Origin of the sequence: Amycolatopsis sp. NBC_00355 (assembly GCF_036104975.1) — a bacterium.
GTDB lineage: Bacteria > Actinomycetota > Actinomycetes > Mycobacteriales > Pseudonocardiaceae > Amycolatopsis.
Genome location: NZ_CP107982.1, coordinates 3,925,786 through 3,943,546 on the forward strand (window position 1 = coordinate 3,925,786; position 17,761 = coordinate 3,943,546).

The 17,761-nt window shown below is 71.4% G+C and carries 19 protein-coding genes; 13 read left to right on the forward strand and 6 right to left on the reverse strand.

Annotation, left to right across the window (positions count from 1 at the left end; genetic code table 11):
• The first annotated feature begins 361 nt into the window (after window positions 1-361).
• The 7 genes from OHS18_RS17105 to OHS18_RS17135 all read left to right on the forward strand — a co-directional run bounded on the left by OHS18_RS17105 (window position 362) and on the right by OHS18_RS17135 (window position 6,946).
• The gene (locus OHS18_RS17105; RefSeq protein WP_328451441.1) at window positions 362-2,788 is read left to right on the forward strand and encodes a sensor histidine kinase; all 2,427 of its coding nucleotides are present in this window, start codon (window positions 362-364) and stop codon (window positions 2,786-2,788) included.
• A 66-nt stretch (window positions 2,789-2,854) separates the two neighbouring features.
• A complete protein-coding gene (locus OHS18_RS17110; protein ID WP_247054845.1) occupies window positions 2,855-3,280 on the forward strand; it encodes a roadblock/LC7 domain-containing protein in 426 nt (141 codons plus the stop codon).
• A complete protein-coding gene (locus tag OHS18_RS17115) occupies window positions 3,277-3,648 on the forward strand; it encodes a DUF742 domain-containing protein (RefSeq protein WP_328451439.1) in 372 nt (123 codons plus the stop codon). Before OHS18_RS17110 ends, OHS18_RS17115 begins: the two co-directional genes overlap by 4 nt.
• Entirely contained in the window at window positions 3,629-4,219 is a 591-nt protein-coding gene (locus tag OHS18_RS17120) for a GTP-binding protein (RefSeq protein ID WP_328451437.1), read from the forward strand. Before OHS18_RS17115 ends, OHS18_RS17120 begins: the two co-directional genes overlap by 20 nt.
• A gap of 277 nt (window positions 4,220-4,496) precedes the next feature.
• Window positions 4,497-5,450, forward strand: coding sequence for a hypothetical protein (locus tag OHS18_RS17125; RefSeq protein WP_328617707.1), 954 nt, complete (start codon window positions 4,497-4,499; stop codon window positions 5,448-5,450).
• Between the two features lie 48 nt (window positions 5,451-5,498).
• The gene (locus OHS18_RS17130; RefSeq protein WP_328451433.1) at window positions 5,499-6,128 is read left to right on the forward strand and encodes a hypothetical protein; all 630 of its coding nucleotides are present in this window, start codon (window positions 5,499-5,501) and stop codon (window positions 6,126-6,128) included.
• Window positions 6,125-6,946, forward strand: a complete 822-nt coding sequence (locus OHS18_RS17135) for a nucleotidyltransferase domain-containing protein (protein WP_328617708.1) — start codon at window positions 6,125-6,127, stop codon at window positions 6,944-6,946. Before OHS18_RS17130 ends, OHS18_RS17135 begins: the two co-directional genes overlap by 4 nt.
• Window positions 6,947-7,006: 60 nt before the next feature.
• On the opposite strand, the gene OHS18_RS17140 is transcribed toward OHS18_RS17135, so the two are convergent.
• A complete protein-coding gene (locus OHS18_RS17140) occupies window positions 7,007-8,107 on the reverse strand; it encodes a family 2 encapsulin nanocompartment cargo protein terpene cyclase (protein WP_328617709.1) in 1,101 nt (366 codons plus the stop codon).
• A gap of 14 nt (window positions 8,108-8,121) precedes the next feature.
• Window positions 8,122-8,973: a geranyl diphosphate 2-C-methyltransferase gene (locus OHS18_RS17145; RefSeq protein ID WP_328617710.1), complete on the reverse strand. Its 852-nt coding sequence runs from the start codon at window positions 8,971-8,973 to the stop codon at window positions 8,122-8,124.
• Window positions 8,974-9,460: 487 nt separating this feature from the next.
• Between OHS18_RS17145 and OHS18_RS17150 the strand changes: the two genes are divergently transcribed.
• Window positions 9,461-9,835 carry a hypothetical protein gene (locus OHS18_RS17150; RefSeq protein ID WP_328617711.1) on the forward strand — a complete coding sequence of 125 codons (375 nt, stop codon included), beginning with the start codon at window positions 9,461-9,463 and terminating at the stop codon, window positions 9,833-9,835.
• On the opposite strand, the gene OHS18_RS17155 is transcribed toward OHS18_RS17150, so the two are convergent.
• Window positions 9,778-10,383 (reverse strand): TetR/AcrR family transcriptional regulator, encoded by a 606-nt coding sequence (locus OHS18_RS17155; protein ID WP_328617712.1) that lies wholly within the window; start codon window positions 10,381-10,383, stop codon window positions 9,778-9,780. The two genes, OHS18_RS17150 and OHS18_RS17155, sit on opposite strands and share 58 nt — an antisense overlap.
• Before the next feature lie 98 nt (window positions 10,384-10,481).
• Here OHS18_RS17155 and OHS18_RS17160 point away from each other — a divergent pair, with 98 nt between their 5' ends.
• Together OHS18_RS17160 and OHS18_RS17165 are read left to right on the forward strand one after the other, a co-directional pair.
• Window positions 10,482-11,501, forward strand: a complete 1,020-nt coding sequence (locus OHS18_RS17160; RefSeq protein WP_328451421.1) for an aldo/keto reductase — start codon at window positions 10,482-10,484, stop codon at window positions 11,499-11,501.
• Between the two features lies 1 nt (window position 11,502).
• A complete protein-coding gene (locus tag OHS18_RS17165) occupies window positions 11,503-12,375 on the forward strand; it encodes an LLM class flavin-dependent oxidoreductase (RefSeq protein ID WP_328617713.1) in 873 nt (290 codons plus the stop codon).
• Window positions 12,376-12,421: 46 nt separating this feature from the next.
• Here OHS18_RS17165 and OHS18_RS17170 read toward each other — a convergent pair whose 3' ends face one another.
• Window positions 12,422-12,913, reverse strand: coding sequence for a carboxymuconolactone decarboxylase family protein (locus OHS18_RS17170; protein ID WP_328451418.1), 492 nt, complete (start codon window positions 12,911-12,913; stop codon window positions 12,422-12,424).
• Between the two features lie 158 nt (window positions 12,914-13,071).
• Here OHS18_RS17170 and OHS18_RS17175 point away from each other — a divergent pair, with 158 nt between their 5' ends.
• Window positions 13,072-13,956, forward strand: a complete 885-nt coding sequence (locus OHS18_RS17175) for an RNA polymerase sigma-70 factor (protein ID WP_328451416.1) — start codon at window positions 13,072-13,074, stop codon at window positions 13,954-13,956.
• A 75-nt stretch (window positions 13,957-14,031) separates the two neighbouring features.
• Window positions 14,032-14,406, forward strand: a complete 375-nt coding sequence (locus OHS18_RS17180) for a hypothetical protein (protein WP_328617714.1) — start codon at window positions 14,032-14,034, stop codon at window positions 14,404-14,406.
• Here OHS18_RS17180 and OHS18_RS17185 read toward each other — a convergent pair.
• The gene (locus OHS18_RS17185) at window positions 14,366-15,031 is read right to left on the reverse strand and encodes a TetR/AcrR family transcriptional regulator (RefSeq protein WP_328617715.1); all 666 of its coding nucleotides are present in this window, start codon (window positions 15,029-15,031) and stop codon (window positions 14,366-14,368) included. The two genes, OHS18_RS17180 and OHS18_RS17185, sit on opposite strands and share 41 nt — an antisense overlap.
• Window positions 15,032-15,080: 49 nt before the next feature.
• Between OHS18_RS17185 and OHS18_RS17190 the strand changes: the two genes are divergently transcribed.
• Window positions 15,081-16,010 carry an NADP-dependent oxidoreductase gene (locus OHS18_RS17190; protein WP_442875383.1) on the forward strand — a complete coding sequence of 310 codons (930 nt, stop codon included), beginning with the start codon at window positions 15,081-15,083 and terminating at the stop codon, window positions 16,008-16,010.
• Window positions 16,011-16,581: 571 nt separating this feature from the next.
• On the opposite strand, the gene OHS18_RS17195 is transcribed toward OHS18_RS17190, so the two are convergent.
• Window positions 16,582-17,694 (reverse strand): DNA alkylation repair protein, encoded by a 1,113-nt coding sequence (locus tag OHS18_RS17195; protein WP_328617717.1) that lies wholly within the window; start codon window positions 17,692-17,694, stop codon window positions 16,582-16,584.
• Between the last annotated feature and the right edge of the window lie 67 nt (window positions 17,695-17,761).

Below are 17,761 nucleotides of genomic sequence, written 5' to 3' on the forward strand. Positions count from 1 at the left end.
CCCTGCCCGTTCTTCCCGCTACCGGGAAGACAGCCCGGACGAATTCAGTTTCACCCGTTCGGCCCAATACACGGTAGTGCGAATTGGCGCCCGGCGCCGGTACCCGCGCAAATGGCGGTAACGGCCCCGCCGCGGACGGTAAACGGTGTTCGCGCGACGCCGGACAAGGGTCCGCGGGCCGGGTCAGCTCCGCGGCGCGTCAGTGGTTCGTGGTAAAAAACGGATCCTGATCGATACCGCGGCAACACGGAGGGTGAGGCGAAGACGAGTGACGGCGGCCACAATGTCCCTTCGTCGTGTCTGCTTCCTCGACCGGGTCCCCACCTATCGCCGACCGTCACTCAGGAGTTCGTGAACCCCCGTGAAGAGCAAAGCCGACAAAGACGAGTCCGACAAGCCGTACGACAAGTCGATCCGCAAAAGGCTCACCAGGACCGTCCTCATTCCGAGTGTGACGCTCCTGGTGCTCTGGACCGCGCTGTCTTCGTACTTCTTCGTGAACGGCCTTTACGTCCGCCTGGTCGCGGCTTCGGTGCGCGAAGTGTCGATCCCCGCCGCCACCGCGCTGGCCGCGTTCCAGCAGGAGCGCCAGGTCGCCCTCCAGTACCTCGACGACCCGGGCCTGGGGCAGACCCGGCTGCAGACGCAGCAGAAAGCGACCGACGAGAAGCTCGGCGCCCTGCAGAACGCGTTCGCCGCGACGATCTCCAGCGCGCCCGACGAGATCGCGACCAAGGTCAACGCGCTCAAGAACCAGTTCGACCAGCTGCCGGTGCTGCGCTCGCAGATCGGCTTCCGCAGCATCGACCGCAGCCAGGTCAACACCTACTACAACGGGGTGCTGGACACGGCGTCGAACCTGTTCGACACCCAGTCCCGCGTGGTGCCGGACGCCGCGGCCGCGTACGGCGGCATCACCGCGACGTCGGTCTTCCGCGCCGGTGACATGATGTCGCGGGAGACGTCGCTGGTCTCGACGGCGCTCGCGTCCGGGACGTTCGCCCCCGACGACTTCGTCCAGTTCACCCAGCTGTCCGGGTACTACAAGACGCAGCTGGCGCAGATCGCGCCGTTCCTCGACCCGGCTGTGCGCGCCAAGTACCAGACGCTGACCACCGGCGGGGCCTGGAAGCAGCTGGCCGGCGCCGAGGACGCGATCGTCAAGCACGGCCCGTGGTCCGCCGGCGACCGGGACGGCCCGCCCGTCGGCGGGGCCGACTGGCAGAGCGCGACGAGCCAGGTCGCCCAAGTCCTCAACGACATGGCCATCGACCAGGCCGACAAGGTTTCCGCGGCGGCGATCGACTCCGGTGACGCCCAGCTGCGCAACGCGATCGTCGGCAGTGTGGTGGCCCTGCTCGCCTCGCTCGCCGCGATCATCGTCGCGATCCGGGTGTCCCGCTCGCTCGTCGACCGCGCGCTGATGACGCGGCTCGCGCGGCTGCGCAACGACTCCCTCGACCTCGCCCGCAACCGGCTGCCGAACATCGTGGACCGGCTCAAGAACGGCGAATCCGTCGACCTGAACGAAGAGCTCCCCCAGCTCGACCACGGCCGGGACGAGATCGGGCAGGTGGCCGAGGCCTTCAACGTCGCCCAGCTGACCGCCGTCAACGCGGCGGCGAGCGAGGCGAAGGCCCGCAGCGGCGTGCACAACGTGTTCCTCGGCATCGCCCACCGCAACCAGGTCCTGGTGCACCAGCAGCTGCAGATCCTGGACGAGATGGAGGCCCGCGAGGAGAACTCGACCCAGCTGGCGTCGCTGTTCCAGCTCGACCACCTCGCCGCGCGCGCCCGCCGGACCACCGAGAACCTGATCATCCTCGGCGGCAAGCAGCCGGGCCGCCGCTGGCGCAAGCCGGTGGCGCTGATGGAGGTCCTGCGCGCGGCGGTGTCGGAAACCGAGCAGTACGCGCGGGTCCAGGTCGAGCAGGTCGCCGACGTCGCCATCACCGGCACCGCGGTGGCCGACACGATCCACCTGATCGCCGAGCTGGTCGACAACGCGACGACGTTCTCCCCGCCCGGTTCCCCGGTCGAGGTGACCAGCCGCCTGGTCGCCCGCGGCGTCGTGGTCGACGTTTCGGACCAGGGTCTGGGCATGAAGGAGGGCGTCCGCCAGTGGGCAAACGAGATGATGGCCGAGGCGCCCGAGTTCGACGCGATGGCGCTGCGGGCCGACTCCAGCCTCGGCCTGTTCGTGGTCGCGCGGCTGGCGGCCAAGCTCGGGATGACCGTCACCTTCGACCCGTCCCGCTACGGCGGCCTCCGCGCCACCGTCCTCGTCCCGACCCAGCACCTGGCCGGTGAGCAGCTCCCGGGCCAGGTCGAGGCCGAGTTCGTCGCACCGGAGGACACCGCGATCCTCGCCCCGGTGGGCGGTCCCGCGCCGCAGGCCCCGGAAGGGGCTCCGGAAAAGGCTCAGGAAAGCGCGCTCCGTTCGATGGACATGCCCAGCTCGTTCACCGGTCAGATCCCGATGAAGCGGGACGTCAAGCCGCGGCCGTACCCGGTGCGGGCCCCGCTCGACCCGCGGCCGCCCGCCGCCCCGCCGGCCGCCCTGGAGGAGCGGCTCGCCGCCCGCCCGGCGGAACCGCCGCAGGAACGGGGCGACGACCGGCCGCGGCTGCCGCGCCGGGAGCCGCAGCAGAACCTCGTCGCCCAGCTGGAGAACGAGCCGGAGGAGGACGTCACCCCCGACGTGGCTCCCGGCGAGGGCACCGCGCGCACGCTCGCGGCCTTCCACAAGGGCACCCGACGAGGCCGCGACGGCGCCGAAGACTCGTAACCCGCGTCACCCCCGAACGTCCACATAGGAAAGTCGTCACCACAGGAAAGTCAAGGTCTCTGGAGCATGAACGAGTACGGGAACGCGAAGCCCGATCTCAACTGGCTGCTCGACGACGTCGTGAGCCGCGTCGTCGGCGCGCAGAACGCCATCGTGCTGTCCGCCGACGGGTTGCTGATCGGCAAATCGGCCGGCATGAGCAAGGACGACTCGGACCAGCTGTCCGCCATCGCCTCGAGCCTGCAGAGCCTCGCCAAGGGCGTGAGCAAGCAGTTCAACCGGGGGCCGGTGCTGCAGAACATGATCGAGATGGAGCGCGGCTACCTGTTCGTCTCCGCGGCCGGCCTGGGCGCGTGCCTGGCCGTGCTGGCGGCGGACAGCGTCGACGTCGAGATGATCGCCTACGAGATGAACCGGTTGGTCAAGCGCGTCGGGGACTACCTGGCGTCCGCGCCGCGCGACGCGGCACGCGTACTACGGGAGGCCACATGAGCGCGGACGACGGCTGGTACGACGAGGCCGCGGGGCCACTGGTGCGGCCCTACACGATCACCAGCGGCCGGACGCCGGGCGAGAGCGCGCGGCTCGACCTCTCCACCCAGGTGATGACCCTGCGGTCGGAGCAGGAGCCGGTGGGGCTGGGCCCGGAGCACCTGGCGATCGTGCAGCTCTGCCGCAACCCGGTGTCCGTCGCCGAGATCGCGGTCTACGTGAAGATCCCGCTGGGGGTCGTCCGGGTGCTGTGCGGCGACCTGATCGAACGCGGCCTCGTCATCACGCGGTCCCCCACCCACAATCCGGCCATGGCGCCGGACCTCGAAACTCTCCAGGCGGTTCTCGATGGTCTCATCAAGTACTGACGGCTCCGGCGCGGACCTGGTCCCGACCCCGGTCAAGATCATCATCGCCGGCGGGTTCGGCGCGGGGAAGACCACGATGGTCGGCTCGGTGAGCGAGATCCCGCCGCTGACGACCGAAGAGGTGCTGACCGAGGCCAGCGCCGGCATCGACGACCTGTCCGGCGTGGAGCGCAAGAACACGACGACGGTCGCGCTCGACTTCGGCCGGATCACCATCTCGCCGCGGCACGTGCTGTACCTGTTCGGCACGCCCGGGCAGGCACGCTTCTGGTTCATGTGGGACGACCTGGCCCGCGGCGCGATCGGCACCATCGTGCTGATCGACACCCGGCGGCTGGAGACCAGTTTCGCCGCCATCGACTTCTTCGAACGCCGGAAGATCCCGTTCGTCGTCGCGGTGAACTGTTTCGACAACGCGCCGCGGTATACGCCGGACGAAATCCGGGAAGCGTTGGTCATTCCCGACCGAGTGCCCATCGTCATGTGTGACGCACGCGACCGCGATTCCAGCAAACTGGCCCTGATTCGCCTGGTCAAACACGCGATGACCGTGATACCGGCGACGGTCTGATGTCTTGATCCTGTCCGGTCGGAACAGTCCGGTTCCCCTGCGTGGCCAGGGGGAACATCGGCAAACCCACATGGCGCAATTGGTTGGACCACCCGGGTAGAGCTTTTTAGTTGGGAATGCACCCGGCTGATAGCATCCGGTCGTGACCAGTCGATTGCCGTGGTTTCCCGAATATATAAGGGAAAACTATCCCGCACGGGGCCGGCTGTTCGGAGATTTCCTGGGTGGTCTCTGGGCGACGGCGTGCGACGCGCTCGAGGTCCCGGTCGACCAGGCCGTGCGGACCACCCGGATGCTGCGCGGATTGCTCCCTTCGTGGAGCGGCGACGTGATCGGCCCGAAGCCCGCCCGACCGTCCTACGTGGCCGGCGACGGGTTCCCGGCCGAGCTGTCGGTCAACTGGTCCGGGGACCACCCGGAGCTGCGGGTGCTGTTCGACACCCTCGGCGAGGACGACGCGGATTCCCCTGTGGACACCGGGGAAACGCGGTACTGGGGACGGATCCACGAGCTCTTCACGACCCGCGCCGGCCGGCCGTCGACGGCGCCGTTGTGGCACTCGGTCGCCTGGCGGCCGCCGGCGCGGATCGTCCACAAGTCCTACTTCGGCCTCTACGAGTGGCCGCTGTCACACCGCTACGCGGCGGTCGGCGAAGCCATGGACCGGCTGGGCCTGACCGCCGCGTGGGACGACGCGCGCCGCCGGGTGGAGATACCCGGCGGTGAGCGGGAGATCGAGTTCTTCGCCGTGGACGTCGCCGACGGCGCCGACGCGCGCGTGAAGATCTACTACCGCAACCACGACGCCGACCTCGCCGAGGTGAACCGCGTCGCGGCCGCGGCCCGGCGTCACGACGCCGAAAGCGCTCTCTCCGCCTACCGGACGTTGACCGGGGGCCGGGAAAGCGCCGGGGACGCCGCGCTGAGCTGCCTGGCGTTCCGGTCCGGGCTGGACCGCGCCGCCGAGTCCACGACCTACCTCCGCCTCCCCTCGCTCACCGGCGGCGACGCCGAAGCCGTCGACCGCACGGCCGAGCTGCTGCGCGGCGAAGGCGTCGACCCCGGCCGGTTCCGCGCGCTCGCCGCCGCCCTGGCCCCCGGGCCGCTGGCGGCGAGCCGGGGCCTGCTCGAACTGGTCAGCCACCGCGCCGCGGGCCGGCGCGGCGACGTCACCACGTACTTCCGGTTCCCCGTTTTCGACCAGACGCTCGCGACTGTTGATCTTGCGTAGCGTCCCCGGAAAGATGATCACCCGCAGCACCGACGGAAGGAGCCGACCATGACCCAGCAGGACGTCGAGCGCATCGCCCGCTACAACGAAGAGCGGCAACGCGAGTACGAGTCGTCGGACCTGATCCGGCTGCTGACCGACGAAAGCACGCCGGAGAAGACCAAGAAGGCCGTGCTCACCTACCTGCAGCCGTGGTCGAACGCCTTCCAGCGGATGATCAGCGCGCGCGTCACCTTCGAGTCCGACCCGCAGCTGCGGGCGCTCGCCCTGGAGCACCAGGAGGAGGAGATCGGCCACGACAAGATCCTGGCCCGCAGCCGCGCGGACGACCGGGAGCTGGTCTGGGACCCGGTGATCGAGGCCGGCGCGTCGTGGTTCGTCGACCAGTTCGCGGTGCTGCCCGGCGTCCAGCGCGCCGTCCTCGCGCACCTCGCCCTCGAAGCCGGCAGCCTCGTCTTCAGCCAGGCGGGCACCCGGGCGTTCCCCGAGGACGAGTACTTCGAGCTGCACGACGAAGCCGACGTCGAACACCTCGAAATGGGCTACGAAGTGTTGCGGCAGCGCAGCGACTGGACCGTCGACGCGCTCGTGAAGGTGCTGGACCGGGCCTGGCAGGTCATCGGCGTCGTCTCGAACCGCATCGCCGAGTGCGCCCGGCGCGATACCGTCGCGGCATGACCACGACCGAACCGGCCACGGCGGCCCGCGCCGTCGCCGTCGAAGCCGCGCAGACGTACCGGGAAGCCTTCGGCGAGCGCCTCGTCGCCGCCTACCTCCTGGGCAGTCTCTCCTACGGCGGCTACTCCCCGGCCGTCAGCGACATCGACCTCGCCGTCGTCCTCGCCGACCGCCAGGACGACGACCCGGCCACGTTCGAAGCCCTGGGCGAGTCGCTCCGGGAGCGGAGTCCGTTGCACCGCAAGCTGTCCGTGTTCTGGGGGTCGCTGCCGGCCCTGAGCCGCGGCGAGCAGGACGGGCGCTTCCCGGCGATCGACCGGCTCGAACTGGCCGAGCACGCGACGCTCCTGTTCGGCGAGGAGATCACCGCGAAGGTGGCCCGGCCGGACCGCGGGGAACTCCTGCTGGAGAGCGCGCGGTTCGCCGTCGGCGTCCTGGCGACCGACGAGGTGACCGCGGAGTTCCACCGGCCGAAGCGGCTGCTGGCCGACCCCGTGTGGTTCACGAAGGCCGTGTTCTTCCCGCTCCGCTTCGGTTACACGGGCACGACGGGCACCGGCCGCGCGGCGACCAACGACGAAGCCATCTCGTGGTACCTCGGCCGTCCCGACGCCTCGGCGGCGTCCCTGGTCCGGCTGGCGCGGCAGATCCGCGAAGGACGGCCGCTGAACCCCGCCGAGGCCGAGCCGGAGCTGCGCGCCCACCTGCGGCCGCTCTACCTCCAGTACGTCGAGGAGGAAACGCGGCGCCTGCGGGAGGCCGGTGCCCCCGAAGACCTCGTCGCGGCATTCACCTCCTGGCACGGACGCCTGGCCTGACGGATCCGGCCGGCCGCCGGGACCTGCCCCCGAACAGGTCCCGGCAGTCTCGGGGTGCCCTCAGGTGCGGTACCGCGGGTTGGTGGCGTGCCACTCGTAGCCGCCGCCCATCCAGGCCCGCAGCCCCCTCAGGAACCGGTGCAGTTCCGGTGAGGGCACCGCGAGCAGTTCCCGGTGCCCCTCTTCGAACTCGCGCACGAGCTTGTTGTGCAGCTCCACGGTGACCTCGGTGGCCTCCTCGAGTGAACAGTCCCGGTCGGCCGCGACCTGCAGGACCATGTTGCACACCGGGTTTTCGTCGGCGGCGTCCTTCGCCACCGAGTACAGGTCGTTGACCAGGACGCAGGCCGTGCCGGCGCGCATCATCGCCCGCCGCACCCGCGGGTCGTAGTACAGCGCGGCGGGCAGCTCGTAGCCGCCGACCGGGTCGCAGAGCGTCATCGACGTGTAGAAGCTGTCGTGCTGGCGCGCCGCGAGGTACTCCCACGCCGGCGGGTAGGCCTCGGTGTAGCGCCACGCCGCGTACGCGTCCCAGCTGACGAACATCGAGAACGTCGCGTAGCAGACGCGCTGCACCTGCGTCGGCGTGCCGTGGCGGCCCAGGTGCCCGACCGCGGAGTTCAGCCCGACCAGGATCGGGTCGGCCCGCAGCGCCTCGTCGAGCGCGTCGGTGAACTCGCCCGCCGGGGCGACCGGGTCCATCGCCGCCATCACCAGCGCCAGCCGCGGCGGGAGCTCGGTCGGGGACGCGCCGAGCGCGCTGTCGTCGGCGTAGTAGTCGTCCGCGGCCCACCAGACGGCGTTGTGCTGCGCGGCGATCAGCAGCAGGTCCGGGTCGGTGCTGTCGGGGTGGGCCAGCATCGCCAGCCGCCCGAAGCCGGCCTTGGCGATCTGCTCCAGCCCCTCCCCGGTGAACCCGCACTCCACCGCCCACGCGACGAGCCGCCGGTCGACCTCCTCGGCCAGCGGCTCGTCGACGCGTTCGACCACCGGGACGTACAGCGGCGAGGCCGTCCCGGCACCCCACTCCCGCTCGACGTACGCCGGGTCGTGCGCGAGTGCCGCCGAGAGCCGGGCCGCGGACGTCCCGATCCCCGACGGGCCCGCGGAGAAGGCGAACGCGTCGGCCGGGATCCACAACGGACACTCGGGAGCGGTCATCGGAGTCCCCTCGCTCAGATCCGGTCGGCGGCGATGAGCAGGTAGTGGAAGCTGCCTTCGCGGTAGGCCGTCAGGAACGGGTCCTCGATCCCGGTGGCCACCGACGACTGCGCGCGCAGCTCCCAGTACGGGATGGTGGCGGCGGTGAGGTCGACGACGTTGATGGGGACGAAACCGTTGGCGGACAACGCCTTGAAGTAGTCGCCGCGGGCGTGGATGTTGCAGATGTAGTGCTGGTCGATCTGGCTCACCGCACGCGACCGGCCGCCGGTCACGTCGTTGTAGCACCCGGTGATGGTGACGTATCGGCCGCCCGGCGCCAGCTGACGGGCGTGCTCGGCGAAGAGCTGGTGCAGGTCGACGTACATCGTGCTTTCGTTGTTCCAGATGCCTTTGAACGCACCGGTTTCGAAGCCGGTGTCGAGCATGTTGCGCAGGTGGTAGCGCACCTGGCCGGCGACCCCGCGCTTGCTCGCCTGCTCGTTGGCGAACGCGACCTGCTGCTCCGAAATGGACACGCCGTCGACCTGGCAGCCGAAGCGGTGGTTGGCCATGATGCTGCTGCCGCCGCGGCCGCAGCCGGCGTCGAGCAGCCGGTCACCGGGGCCGACCGCGCCGAGGTGGTCGAGGAGCACTTCGGCCTGCGCGGTTTCCAGCCGGTGCATTTCCGCGATGATCGCCTCGTCGCGGACGTTCTCGGGTGCCTCCAGCACCGCGGGGTCGTATTCGCCGATGCCGTAGTGGTGGTGGTAGAGCCCGTCGACCTCGCCCAGCCGGAGGTTCACCGGATCCTTTTCCCGGTTCCAGTAGTCGGCGATCGACTGCTGGTACGCGCTGCGGATCACGGGCTGGTCGGTGGAAATCACGGGCGGCTCCTTCATTTTCCCACGCCGGAAAGAATGGGCCGGACGTTTTCCCTCGGCCCGGTGACCAACGCTAGTGGCCCGTTGTCGCGGGTCACAAGAACGTTCACTCCGGGAAACGGAAGACGCCCGGTTCCGCGGCCTGATCGGCCTATCCCGCCTGCCGAGCGACCGGAATCGTGGCGGGAGGAACAACCCGGGCGGCCGATTGCGTTCCCTGGTCGGATGACGCCGGACGACAGCGGGTGAACGCACCGCCGTCGGCTTGACGGACGGCCAACACCGGTTCCCCGGCCACCGGCCGGGCCGTTCGGGTGGCGACGAGCAGTGGCCCACCCTTCCCACCCCGTCAGTCCACTGTGGATGGACCAGGCGCCGACCGGAGCGGTACGAACGTGACCGGCGCTTGGGCCGGCCCCCTGGTGCGCGCGGGTTCGGTGAGCTGAACCCCCGACACGGCGCCGTGCTCGCCTAACCGGACCCCGGCGGCGTGCGCGCGACCGAGCCGGCCCGCCTGTCCGGGCAGCACAAGCAGAGCGCCGGGACGCTGATCGACGAGCGGGAAACCCTCGGTTGCGTCGAACACCGGCCCGACCCGAGCGACCGCCGCGCGAAGCCGATCTGCCCCACCGGGCGTGGTCTGGCCCGGCTGCGCACGGCGGACGCGATCATGGCGGACCCGCAGGACCGCCGCGCGCGGCGGGTCGGCCGCGAGTACTACGCGCGGTTCAAGCGCCTGTTCACCGACATCGCCGACATCACCCGACATCACCGAGGAGCAGCGCGCGTTCGTCGCGGAGTGACGCCTCACCGCGGCGCGCGCAGCCCCGCGACGAGGAGCCCCGCCAGCCGGCGCGCGTCGTAGCCGGCGTCGGTGTCCGCGCCGATGCACAGGTTCCCGACGCCGCGCATGAGCTGCAGCGCCGCCAGGTCGACGTGGACCTCGCCGGCCGCGACCGCGGCGTCGAGCAGCTCGGTGCACACCGGCACCAGGCGGTCGAGGAAGTACGCGTGCAGCGCCTCGAAGCCGGCCTGGTCGGACTGCAGCACGCCCGCCAGCCCGTGCTTGGTGACCAGGAAGTCGACGAACAGGTCGATCCACCGCGTCAGCGCCGCGTGCGGGCTCTCGCTGGCGGCGAGCAGCGCCGGACCGGCCTCGGCGCAGGCTTCGACCTGGTGCCGGTAGACGGCGATGATGAGGTCCGCGCGGGTCGGGAAGTGGCGGTAGATCGTGCCCATCCCGACACCGGCCTCGGCCGCGATGTCGCGCACCGGCGCGTCCACGCCGGAGGCGACGAAGACCGCCGCGGCCGCGTCGAGCAGCGTCTCCTGGTTGCGCCGCGCGTCCGCCCGCTTCGGCCGTGCCTGCTCCTGGGCCTGCTCCTGGGCCGGCCCCCGGGCACCCTCGTCCACCACGCCGTTCCTCCCGTCGCTTGCGAAACGGAACAACGCTCCGTATCGTTAGCGGAGCAACGTTCCGTTTGCCCATGATGCCATGGAGGACCAGTCTCATGCAGTACCGCACGTTGGGCCGCACCGGTGTGCAGGTCAGCGCCCTCGCACTCGGCGCGATGAACTTCGGCGCCATCGGGCGCACCACCCAGGACGAGGCCACCGCGATCGTCGACGCCGCCCTGGAGGGCGGGATCAACCTCGTCGACACGGCCGACATGTACGGCGACGGCGAGTCGGAGGTCATGGTCGGCAAGGCCATCGCCGGCCGCCGCGACGATCTCGTGCTCGCCACGAAGGCGACCATGCCGATCGGCCAGGAGCGCAACCACCGGGGCAGCTCCCGGCGCTGGCTGGTCGCCGAGCTGGACCACAGCCTGCGCCGGCTCGGCGTCGACCACGTCGACCTCTACCAGATGCACCGCTGGGACCCGGCCACCAGCGACGAGGAAACGCTTTCCGCGCTGACCGACCTGCAGCGCGCGGGCAAGATCCGCTACTTCGGCTCGTCGACCTTCCCCGCCTACCGGATCGTGCAGGCCCAGTGGGCCGCCCGCGAGCACCACCTGAGCCGGTACGTCACCGAGCAGCCCAGCTATTCGATCCTGCAGCGCGGCATCGAGACCCACGTGCTGCCGGTGACCGAGGAGTACGGCCTCGGCGTGCTGGCGTGGAGCCCGCTCGCGTCGGGCTGGCTCTCGGGCGCGGTCCGCGCTGGCCGCGAGATCACCACCAGCCGGTCGCAGGTCCAGCCGCAGCGCTTCGACCTCGCCCGGCCCGCCAACCAGGCCCGGCTCGACGCCGTCGAGCGGCTGGTGAAGGTCGCCGACGCGGCCGGGCTGACGCTGATCCAGCTCGCGCTCGGGTTCGTCACCGCGCACCGCGCCGTGACCAGCGCGATCATCGGCCCGCGCACGCTCGAGCACCTGCGCTCCCAGCTCGCCGCGGCCGGCACCGTGCTGCCCGCCGACGTGCTCGACGAGATCGACACGATCGTCGCGCCGGGCGTCGACCTGGCCGCCGACGAGAAGTTCGACACCCCGCCCGCCCTGCTCGACCCGACCCTGAGGCGCCGCTGACATGTCCGCTCCGCGATTCGGCATCATGACCGCGCCTTCGCAGGTCTCCTACGACGACATCCTGCGCGTCTGGCGCGAGGCGGACGCCGTCCCCGAGATCGAGCACGCCTGGCTGTTCGACCACCTCATGCCCATCTTCGGCGACCCGGACGGGCCGATCTTCGAAGGCTGGACGCTGCTGTCGGCGCTGGCCGCGCAGACGTCCCGGCTGCGACTTGGCCTGCTGGTGACCAGCAACCGGTTCCGGCCGCCGGCCATGCTGGCCAAGATCGCCACGACCGTCGACGTCGTCTCCGGCGGCCGGCTCGACTTCGGCATCGGCGTCGGCTCGCGGCCCAGCCACCCGCTCGCCCGGCGGGAGTACGCGGCCCACGGTCTGCCGTTCCAGGAGACCGCGGACGCGGTGGCGAGCTTCGCCGAGGCCTGCACGCTGATCAAGCGCCTGTGGACCGAGGACGAGCCGTTCGACTTCGACGGCGTCCACCACCGGCTCACCGGGGCGTTCGGCAACCCCAAGCCGGTGCAGCGGCCGCACCCGCCGATCGTCATCGGCGGGCGCGCGGCCGCGACGCTGCGCGTGGTCGCCGAGCACGCCGACGTCTGGAACATCCCGGGCGGTGACATCGAAGACGTCGTCAGCCGCAGTGCCCTGCTGGACCGCTACTGCGGCGAGATCGGCCGCGATCCCGCGTCGATCACCCGCTCGATCCACCTGCCGGTGTTCTACGACGAGCCGGGCACGACCCGCGACGCGATCCGCGAAGCGCTCGACGCGGGCTTCGGGCACTTCGTCCTCAGCGTCGCGTCGCCGTACCCGGACGGCGTCGCGCAGTGGGTCGCCGACGAGCTGATCAAGCCCGTCACTTCGGCCTGACGGCCGGCGGTGTCCACAGTGGACTTCTCCGACACCGCCGCGACACTCAGTCCTCCGGGACGAAGCCGGCGAACATGCCGGCTTCGTAGGACCCCGCCGGGGTGCGCGCGATCACGTTCATCCGGTTGGCCGCGTTGATCAGGCCGACCAGGCAGACGAGCGCGCCGAGCTGCTCGTCGTCGTAGTGCTTGCGCGCCCGGGCCCAGGTCTCGTCGGACACGCCCTCGTGGGCGTCGGCGAGCCGGGTGCCCTCCTCGGTGAGGGCCAGCGCGGCCCGCTCGGCGTCGGTGAACACGGTGGCTTCGCGCCAGGCCGCGACCAGGTTGAGCCGGACCGGCGTCTCGCCGTCGGCCGTGGCGTCCTTGGTGTGCATGTCCGTGCAGAAGCCGCAGCCGTTGATCTGGCTGGCGCGGATCTTGACCAGCTCCTGGACGACCTTCGGCAGCGGCGACCGGTCGATGATCTGGCTGATGCCGGCGAACCGCTTGCCGAACTTGGCGGCGAACTCGTTGTTCAGCATGTCGAATCGGGCTTCCATGATGTGTGTCCTCATCTCGTGGTGGTGCGTTGACGACCACCAGATGCCGGTGCCCCCGGCGGTTGTGACAGTGACCCACGCCACAGCGGCGCGCTGTCACAGAACGGCGGGGCCCGGTATCTGATGGGGGACGCAGCCGATCGCGAAGGGGGACCACGATGACCGGGGACGATCCCACCGAGGTGTTCCTCGCCCACCGAAACCTGCTGTTCACGGTGGCCTACGAGATGCTCGGCTCGGCCGCCGACGCGGAGGACGTCCTGCAGGAGACCTGGCTGAAGTGGGTGGGCGTCGACCTCGCGACCGTGCAGGCGCAGCGCGCGTACCTGGTCCGGATCACCACCCGCCAGGCGCTGCAGCGGCTGCGCACGCTCGGCCGGCGCAAGGAGTCCTACGTCGGCTCGTGGCTGCCCGAGCCGCTGCTGACCGCGCCCGACGTCGCCGAAGACGTCGAGCTGGCCGACAGCGTCTCGATGGCGATGCTGCTGGTGCTGGAGACGCTCACGCCGACCGAGCGCGCGGTGTTCGTGCTGCGCGACGTCTTCGACCTGCCCTACGACGAGATCGCGGACGCCGTCGGCAAGACCGCGGCCGCCGTCCGGCAGATCGCGCACCGGGCCCGGTCGCACGTCACGGCGCGGCGCCCGCGCGGCGACGTCTCCCGGGCCGCCGCCCGCACCGCGCTCGAGGCGTTCCAGCGGGCGATCGAGACGGGTGACCTGCAGGGCCTGCTCGACGTCCTCGCCCCGGACGTCGTGCTGGTGGGCGACGGTGGCGGGGTCAAGCAGGCCGTGCTGCGGCCGGTGGTCGGCGCCGACCGCGTCGGGCGGGTGCTGGCCGGCGGGCTGGGCCGGGTCGAGGGCCGGGCGACGCTGCGACCGGCGCAGGTCAACGGCCACCCGGCGCTGATCATGTCCCTCGACGGCGAGCTCGACACGGTGCTGGCGCTGCGCGTCGACGGCGGTCTCGTCACCGGGGTCTACGCCGTGCGCAACCCCGAGAAGCTGTCGCGGATGGCGGCGGAGACCACGCTCCGCCGTTGAACCCGGTCACCCGATCGTGGCGGACGGGGTCCCGCGACACTGGACGTTCCTGGCCTCGTTCGAAGGGATCCCTTGATGGCCCAGACCGCGTCCGACCGGCAGCGCGTGCACGAGTTCCTCACCGGGCGGGGCTGGCGCGCCGACGAGCGCACCGCCGACGACCCGGCCTGGGAGTTCCCCGGCAGCTTCGGCGGCGCGCGGTGCAACGCCGTCGCGGACGCCACGCCGGTCCCGCTGCAGGCCTACTTCAGCTACGGCGACGACGGCGCGGCCGTGTTCTGCGTCGTCCCCGCGGGGAACCTCCACGGGAGCGGCTGCGCCGAGCACGACACCGCCGAGCAGGTCGTCACCCTGGACGGCTTCGGCGACCTGCTCGACGACCTGGAGCCGCGCGCCGCGGCCCACGACCTCAGGGCGCTGATCGAGTGCCGCTACTTCGGGCCCTGCTGAGCTCGACCCGCGACAGCGGCAGCCGGACGGCGGGCGGCAACGGCGTCCGGACGGGGTCCGCGCGGAACGACTGGAGCAGCAGGGCCGCGAACCGGCGGGAGGCCGCCACCCGCAGCTCGGGCGACTCGGCGCGGATGCCTTCGTTCGCCATCAGCGCGAGGCTGATGTCCTCCAGCACGAAGTCGTCGCGCAGTTCGCCGGCTTCCTTCGCTCGCCGGATCAGCCGGAGCAGCAGACGCAGGGTCTTGTCGCGGTCGGCGGCGAAGTGCGTGACGCCGGGCACCTGCGAGGTGAACGCGCGGGCGAAGCCGCGGTCGAGGGCGTGCACCTCCATGAGCCGCTCGAGGACCAGGCAGAACCCGCGCCACGGGTCGTCGGCCGCAAGGCCGTCCTCGACGACGGCCCGGCACGAGGCCAGCTGCTCGGCGAAGGCGTCGGCCAGCAGGGCTTCTTTGGTCCGGAAGTGCCGGTAGACGGTCGCGACGCCGACCCCGGCGCGCCGGGCGATCTCGCGGATCGGCACGTCCAGGCCCTCGGAGGCGAAGGCCGCGCGGGCGACCGCGAGGATGCGCCCGCGGTTGTCGCGGGCATCGGAGCGCAGCGTCGCTCTCACTTGGGCCGTCACCACTCTCACTTTAGCCAACCGGACGGGGTGCTCCGTTACGTTCGCCCGTATGAGAGCTGTCCGGTTTTCCTCCTACGGCCCGCCCAGTGTGGTGGAGGTCGCCGACGTGCCTTTGCCGCATGCCGGACCCGGCGAGATTCGTGTCGCGGTAAGGACTTCCGCGATTTCGCCCGGCGAGATCCGCCTTCGCTCGGGCGAGCTGCGGGACGTCGTGCCGGTGAAGTTCCCGTTCCGCACCGGCTTCGACGCGGCGGGCGTGGTCGACGAGATCGGCTCCGGCGTCACCGGGGTTTCGCTCGGCGATCCGGTGTTCGGCATGGCTCCGGCGGCCACGCGTGGGGCCAACGCCGACTTCGCGGTCTTGGCGGCGTGGGCACCGAAGCCGCCGGAGTGGAGCTGGGCGGAGGCGGGCGGCGCGGCGGGAGCGGTCGAGACGGCCACCCGGGTGCTCGACCGCCTCGCGGTCCGCGCCGGCCAGACGGTGCTGGTCCAGGGCGCGGCGGGCGGAACGGGCTCGGTCGCGGTCCAGTTCGCCGCCGCCCGCGGCGCGCGGGTGCTCGGCACGGCGAGCCCGGGAAACCACGACTTCCTGCGTTCGCTGGGCGCGGAGCCGACGACGTACGGCCCGGGTCTGGTCGAGCGGGTCCGCGCGTTGGCACCGTCCGGAGTGGACGCGGTGTTCGACTGCGCGGGCGGCGCGCTGCCGGACCTCATCACACTGACCGGCGACCCGGCATCCGTGGTGACGATCGCCGACTTCGCGGCGGCGGCCCACGGAGTGCACCTGTCGCACGGATCGCCGGCCGGTTCGGGCGCGGATCCCCTGGCGTCGCACGCTCTTGCGATCGCGGTCGGCCTGGCCGCCGAAGGCCGGCTACGGATCCCGGTCGCGGCGACCTTCCCGCTCGGCGAGGTCGCCGCCGCGCACGAGCTCAGCGAAAGCCGCCACGCACGCGGGAAGATCGTGCTGTTGCACTGACCGCTCCGCCACGCCCGCCCGACCAGCCGGGCGCGCGGGCGTGGCGGCAGGTGGGGCTCCCGGGCACGGCAAGGCCTTCCGCTCACGGTCGCGCTCGTCGAGCAGCCGGACGCCGCGATAGGCAGCAATCCCGGACACGACAAGCCCTTCCGCCCACAGTCACCCTCGCCGAACAGCCGGACGCCGCGATAGGCAGCAATCCCGGACACCGCAAAAACTTCCGCCCACAGTCACCCTCACCGAACAGCCGGACGCCGCGATAGGCAGCAATCCCGGACACCGCAAGAACTTCCACCCACAGTCACCTTCGCCGAGCAGCGGCGACCGCCACTACCTCGCGCTCGGCGGGGTCGCCGCCGCGCAGGAACTCAGCGACAGCCGCCGCACGCGCGGAAATCAGTGCTGCAGCAATGATCTCACGTCGCCCCGGCCGTCACGCCCGCACCACCAGCCGAGCGCGGCGATAGGCGGCGATCCCCGGGAGCGGCAAGGCCTTCCGCACGCGGTCACCCTCGCCGAACAAGTGGACACCGCAACTTCGCGCTCGGCGACGGCGCCGCCCGTCCTAGCGCTACTCGGCCAGGAGGTCGAAGTCCGCTCGGCCGCTTCTCACCCCGTTGATCTGCAGTTCCAGCGCGTGCGGGCCCGGGTGGTAGCGGCGGGTCGTGATCACCCGGAACGAGTGTTCCCGCGCCAGCTCGTAGGTCTCCCCCGGCGGGATCACCTGGGTGGTCAGCTTGAACGTCTTGGTCGTCGACCCGCCGTTGGCCTTGCGGTGGTGGACGACGTAGTCGATCGCCAGCCGGGCCGGTTCCGGCTCCAGGTTGCGGACCGAGGCCGTGAACGCCAGGGCGTCGCCGATCACCACCGTGTCCGAGACCAGCCGCGGGCCTGTCACGTCGACGCGGGCCGGGGCGAAGCCCAGCAGGCCGAGCGCGCCGGGATGGCCTTGTTTGACCAGCGTGCGCAGGGCGTGCCGGACGAGCCTGGTCGTGGCCGCCGGGTCTTCGCCGGGGTCGGCGAGCCACGCCGTCGCCGTTTCGACGACCAGGTCCGGCTCGCGGCGGCTCAGGTCGTTGAGGTGGTTGGCGACCGACCGGCGGACGTACTCGCTCTCGTCGCGGTACAGCGCGTCCAGGATCGGCAGCGTCGCCTTCGGCGAAGCGAGGATCGCCGGCACACGCACGGCCCACGGCAGCATCGGGCGGGTGCCTTCGGACGCGAGCCGGCGCACGTCGTGGCTTTCCGACGCCGTCCAGCCGGAAATCACGGCCAGCGCGCGGTCGAGGTCGTGGTTCAGCAGGACGCGCAGCGCGAACTCGGCCGTCAGCCGCGGGGTCAGCTCCGCCAGCAGCGTGAGGGCGTCGTCGAAGGCCTCCGCGCCGCCGTCGGCGACCGCCTTGACCGCGACCGCGCCGGTCACGGGCCAGATCAGCCAGCCGGTGAACATGGGCGCGTCCGCCGCCGCGGTGCGCAGCACCGCCGCCAGTGACGCGTAGTCCCCCGGCAGGTCTTCGAGCACCGCGTCCCGCAGCAGGTCGCTGCGTTCGCGCAGCGACAGCGGCCCGAGCGCGGCCTCGGCCGCGCGCACCCTCGTCAGCCGCGCCTTCGGGGCGGCGACACGCAGCGACGCGACGAGCGCGCGCACCGCGGGGGTGCCGATCAGTTCATCGGCGAAGGGCATGGGGTCCTCCGGTCTCGGGTGATCGGCCGTCCTCGACCGATCACCCGAGACCGTACGCAAGGGGACC

Coding starts and splice junctions, on each gene's coding strand:
- OHS18_RS17110 (WP_247054845.1), top strand. CDS start 2,855: ATGAACGAGTACGGGAACGCGAAGCCCGATCTCAACTGGCTGCTCGAC.
- OHS18_RS17115 (WP_328451439.1), top strand. CDS start 3,277: ATGAGCGCGGACGACGGCTGGTACGACGAGGCCGCGGGGCCACTGGTG.
- OHS18_RS17120 (WP_328451437.1), top strand. CDS start 3,629: ATGGTCTCATCAAGTACTGACGGCTCCGGCGCGGACCTGGTCCCGACC.
- OHS18_RS17130 (WP_328451433.1), top strand. CDS start 5,499: ATGACCCAGCAGGACGTCGAGCGCATCGCCCGCTACAACGAAGAGCGG.
- OHS18_RS17135 (WP_328617708.1), top strand. CDS start 6,125: ATGACCACGACCGAACCGGCCACGGCGGCCCGCGCCGTCGCCGTCGAA.
- OHS18_RS17140 (WP_328617709.1), bottom strand. CDS start 8,107: ATGACCGCTCCCGAGTGTCCGTTGTGGATCCCGGCCGACGCGTTCGCC.
- OHS18_RS17160 (WP_328451421.1), top strand. CDS start 10,482: ATGCAGTACCGCACGTTGGGCCGCACCGGTGTGCAGGTCAGCGCCCTC.
- OHS18_RS17165 (WP_328617713.1), top strand. CDS start 11,503: ATGTCCGCTCCGCGATTCGGCATCATGACCGCGCCTTCGCAGGTCTCC.
- OHS18_RS17170 (WP_328451418.1), bottom strand. CDS start 12,913: ATGGAAGCCCGATTCGACATGCTGAACAACGAGTTCGCCGCCAAGTTC.
- OHS18_RS17175 (WP_328451416.1), top strand. CDS start 13,072: ATGACCGGGGACGATCCCACCGAGGTGTTCCTCGCCCACCGAAACCTG.
- OHS18_RS17180 (WP_328617714.1), top strand. CDS start 14,032: ATGGCCCAGACCGCGTCCGACCGGCAGCGCGTGCACGAGTTCCTCACC.
- OHS18_RS17190 (WP_442875383.1), top strand. CDS start 15,081: ATGAGAGCTGTCCGGTTTTCCTCCTACGGCCCGCCCAGTGTGGTGGAG.
- OHS18_RS17195 (WP_328617717.1), bottom strand. CDS start 17,694: ATGCCCTTCGCCGATGAACTGATCGGCACCCCCGCGGTGCGCGCGCTC.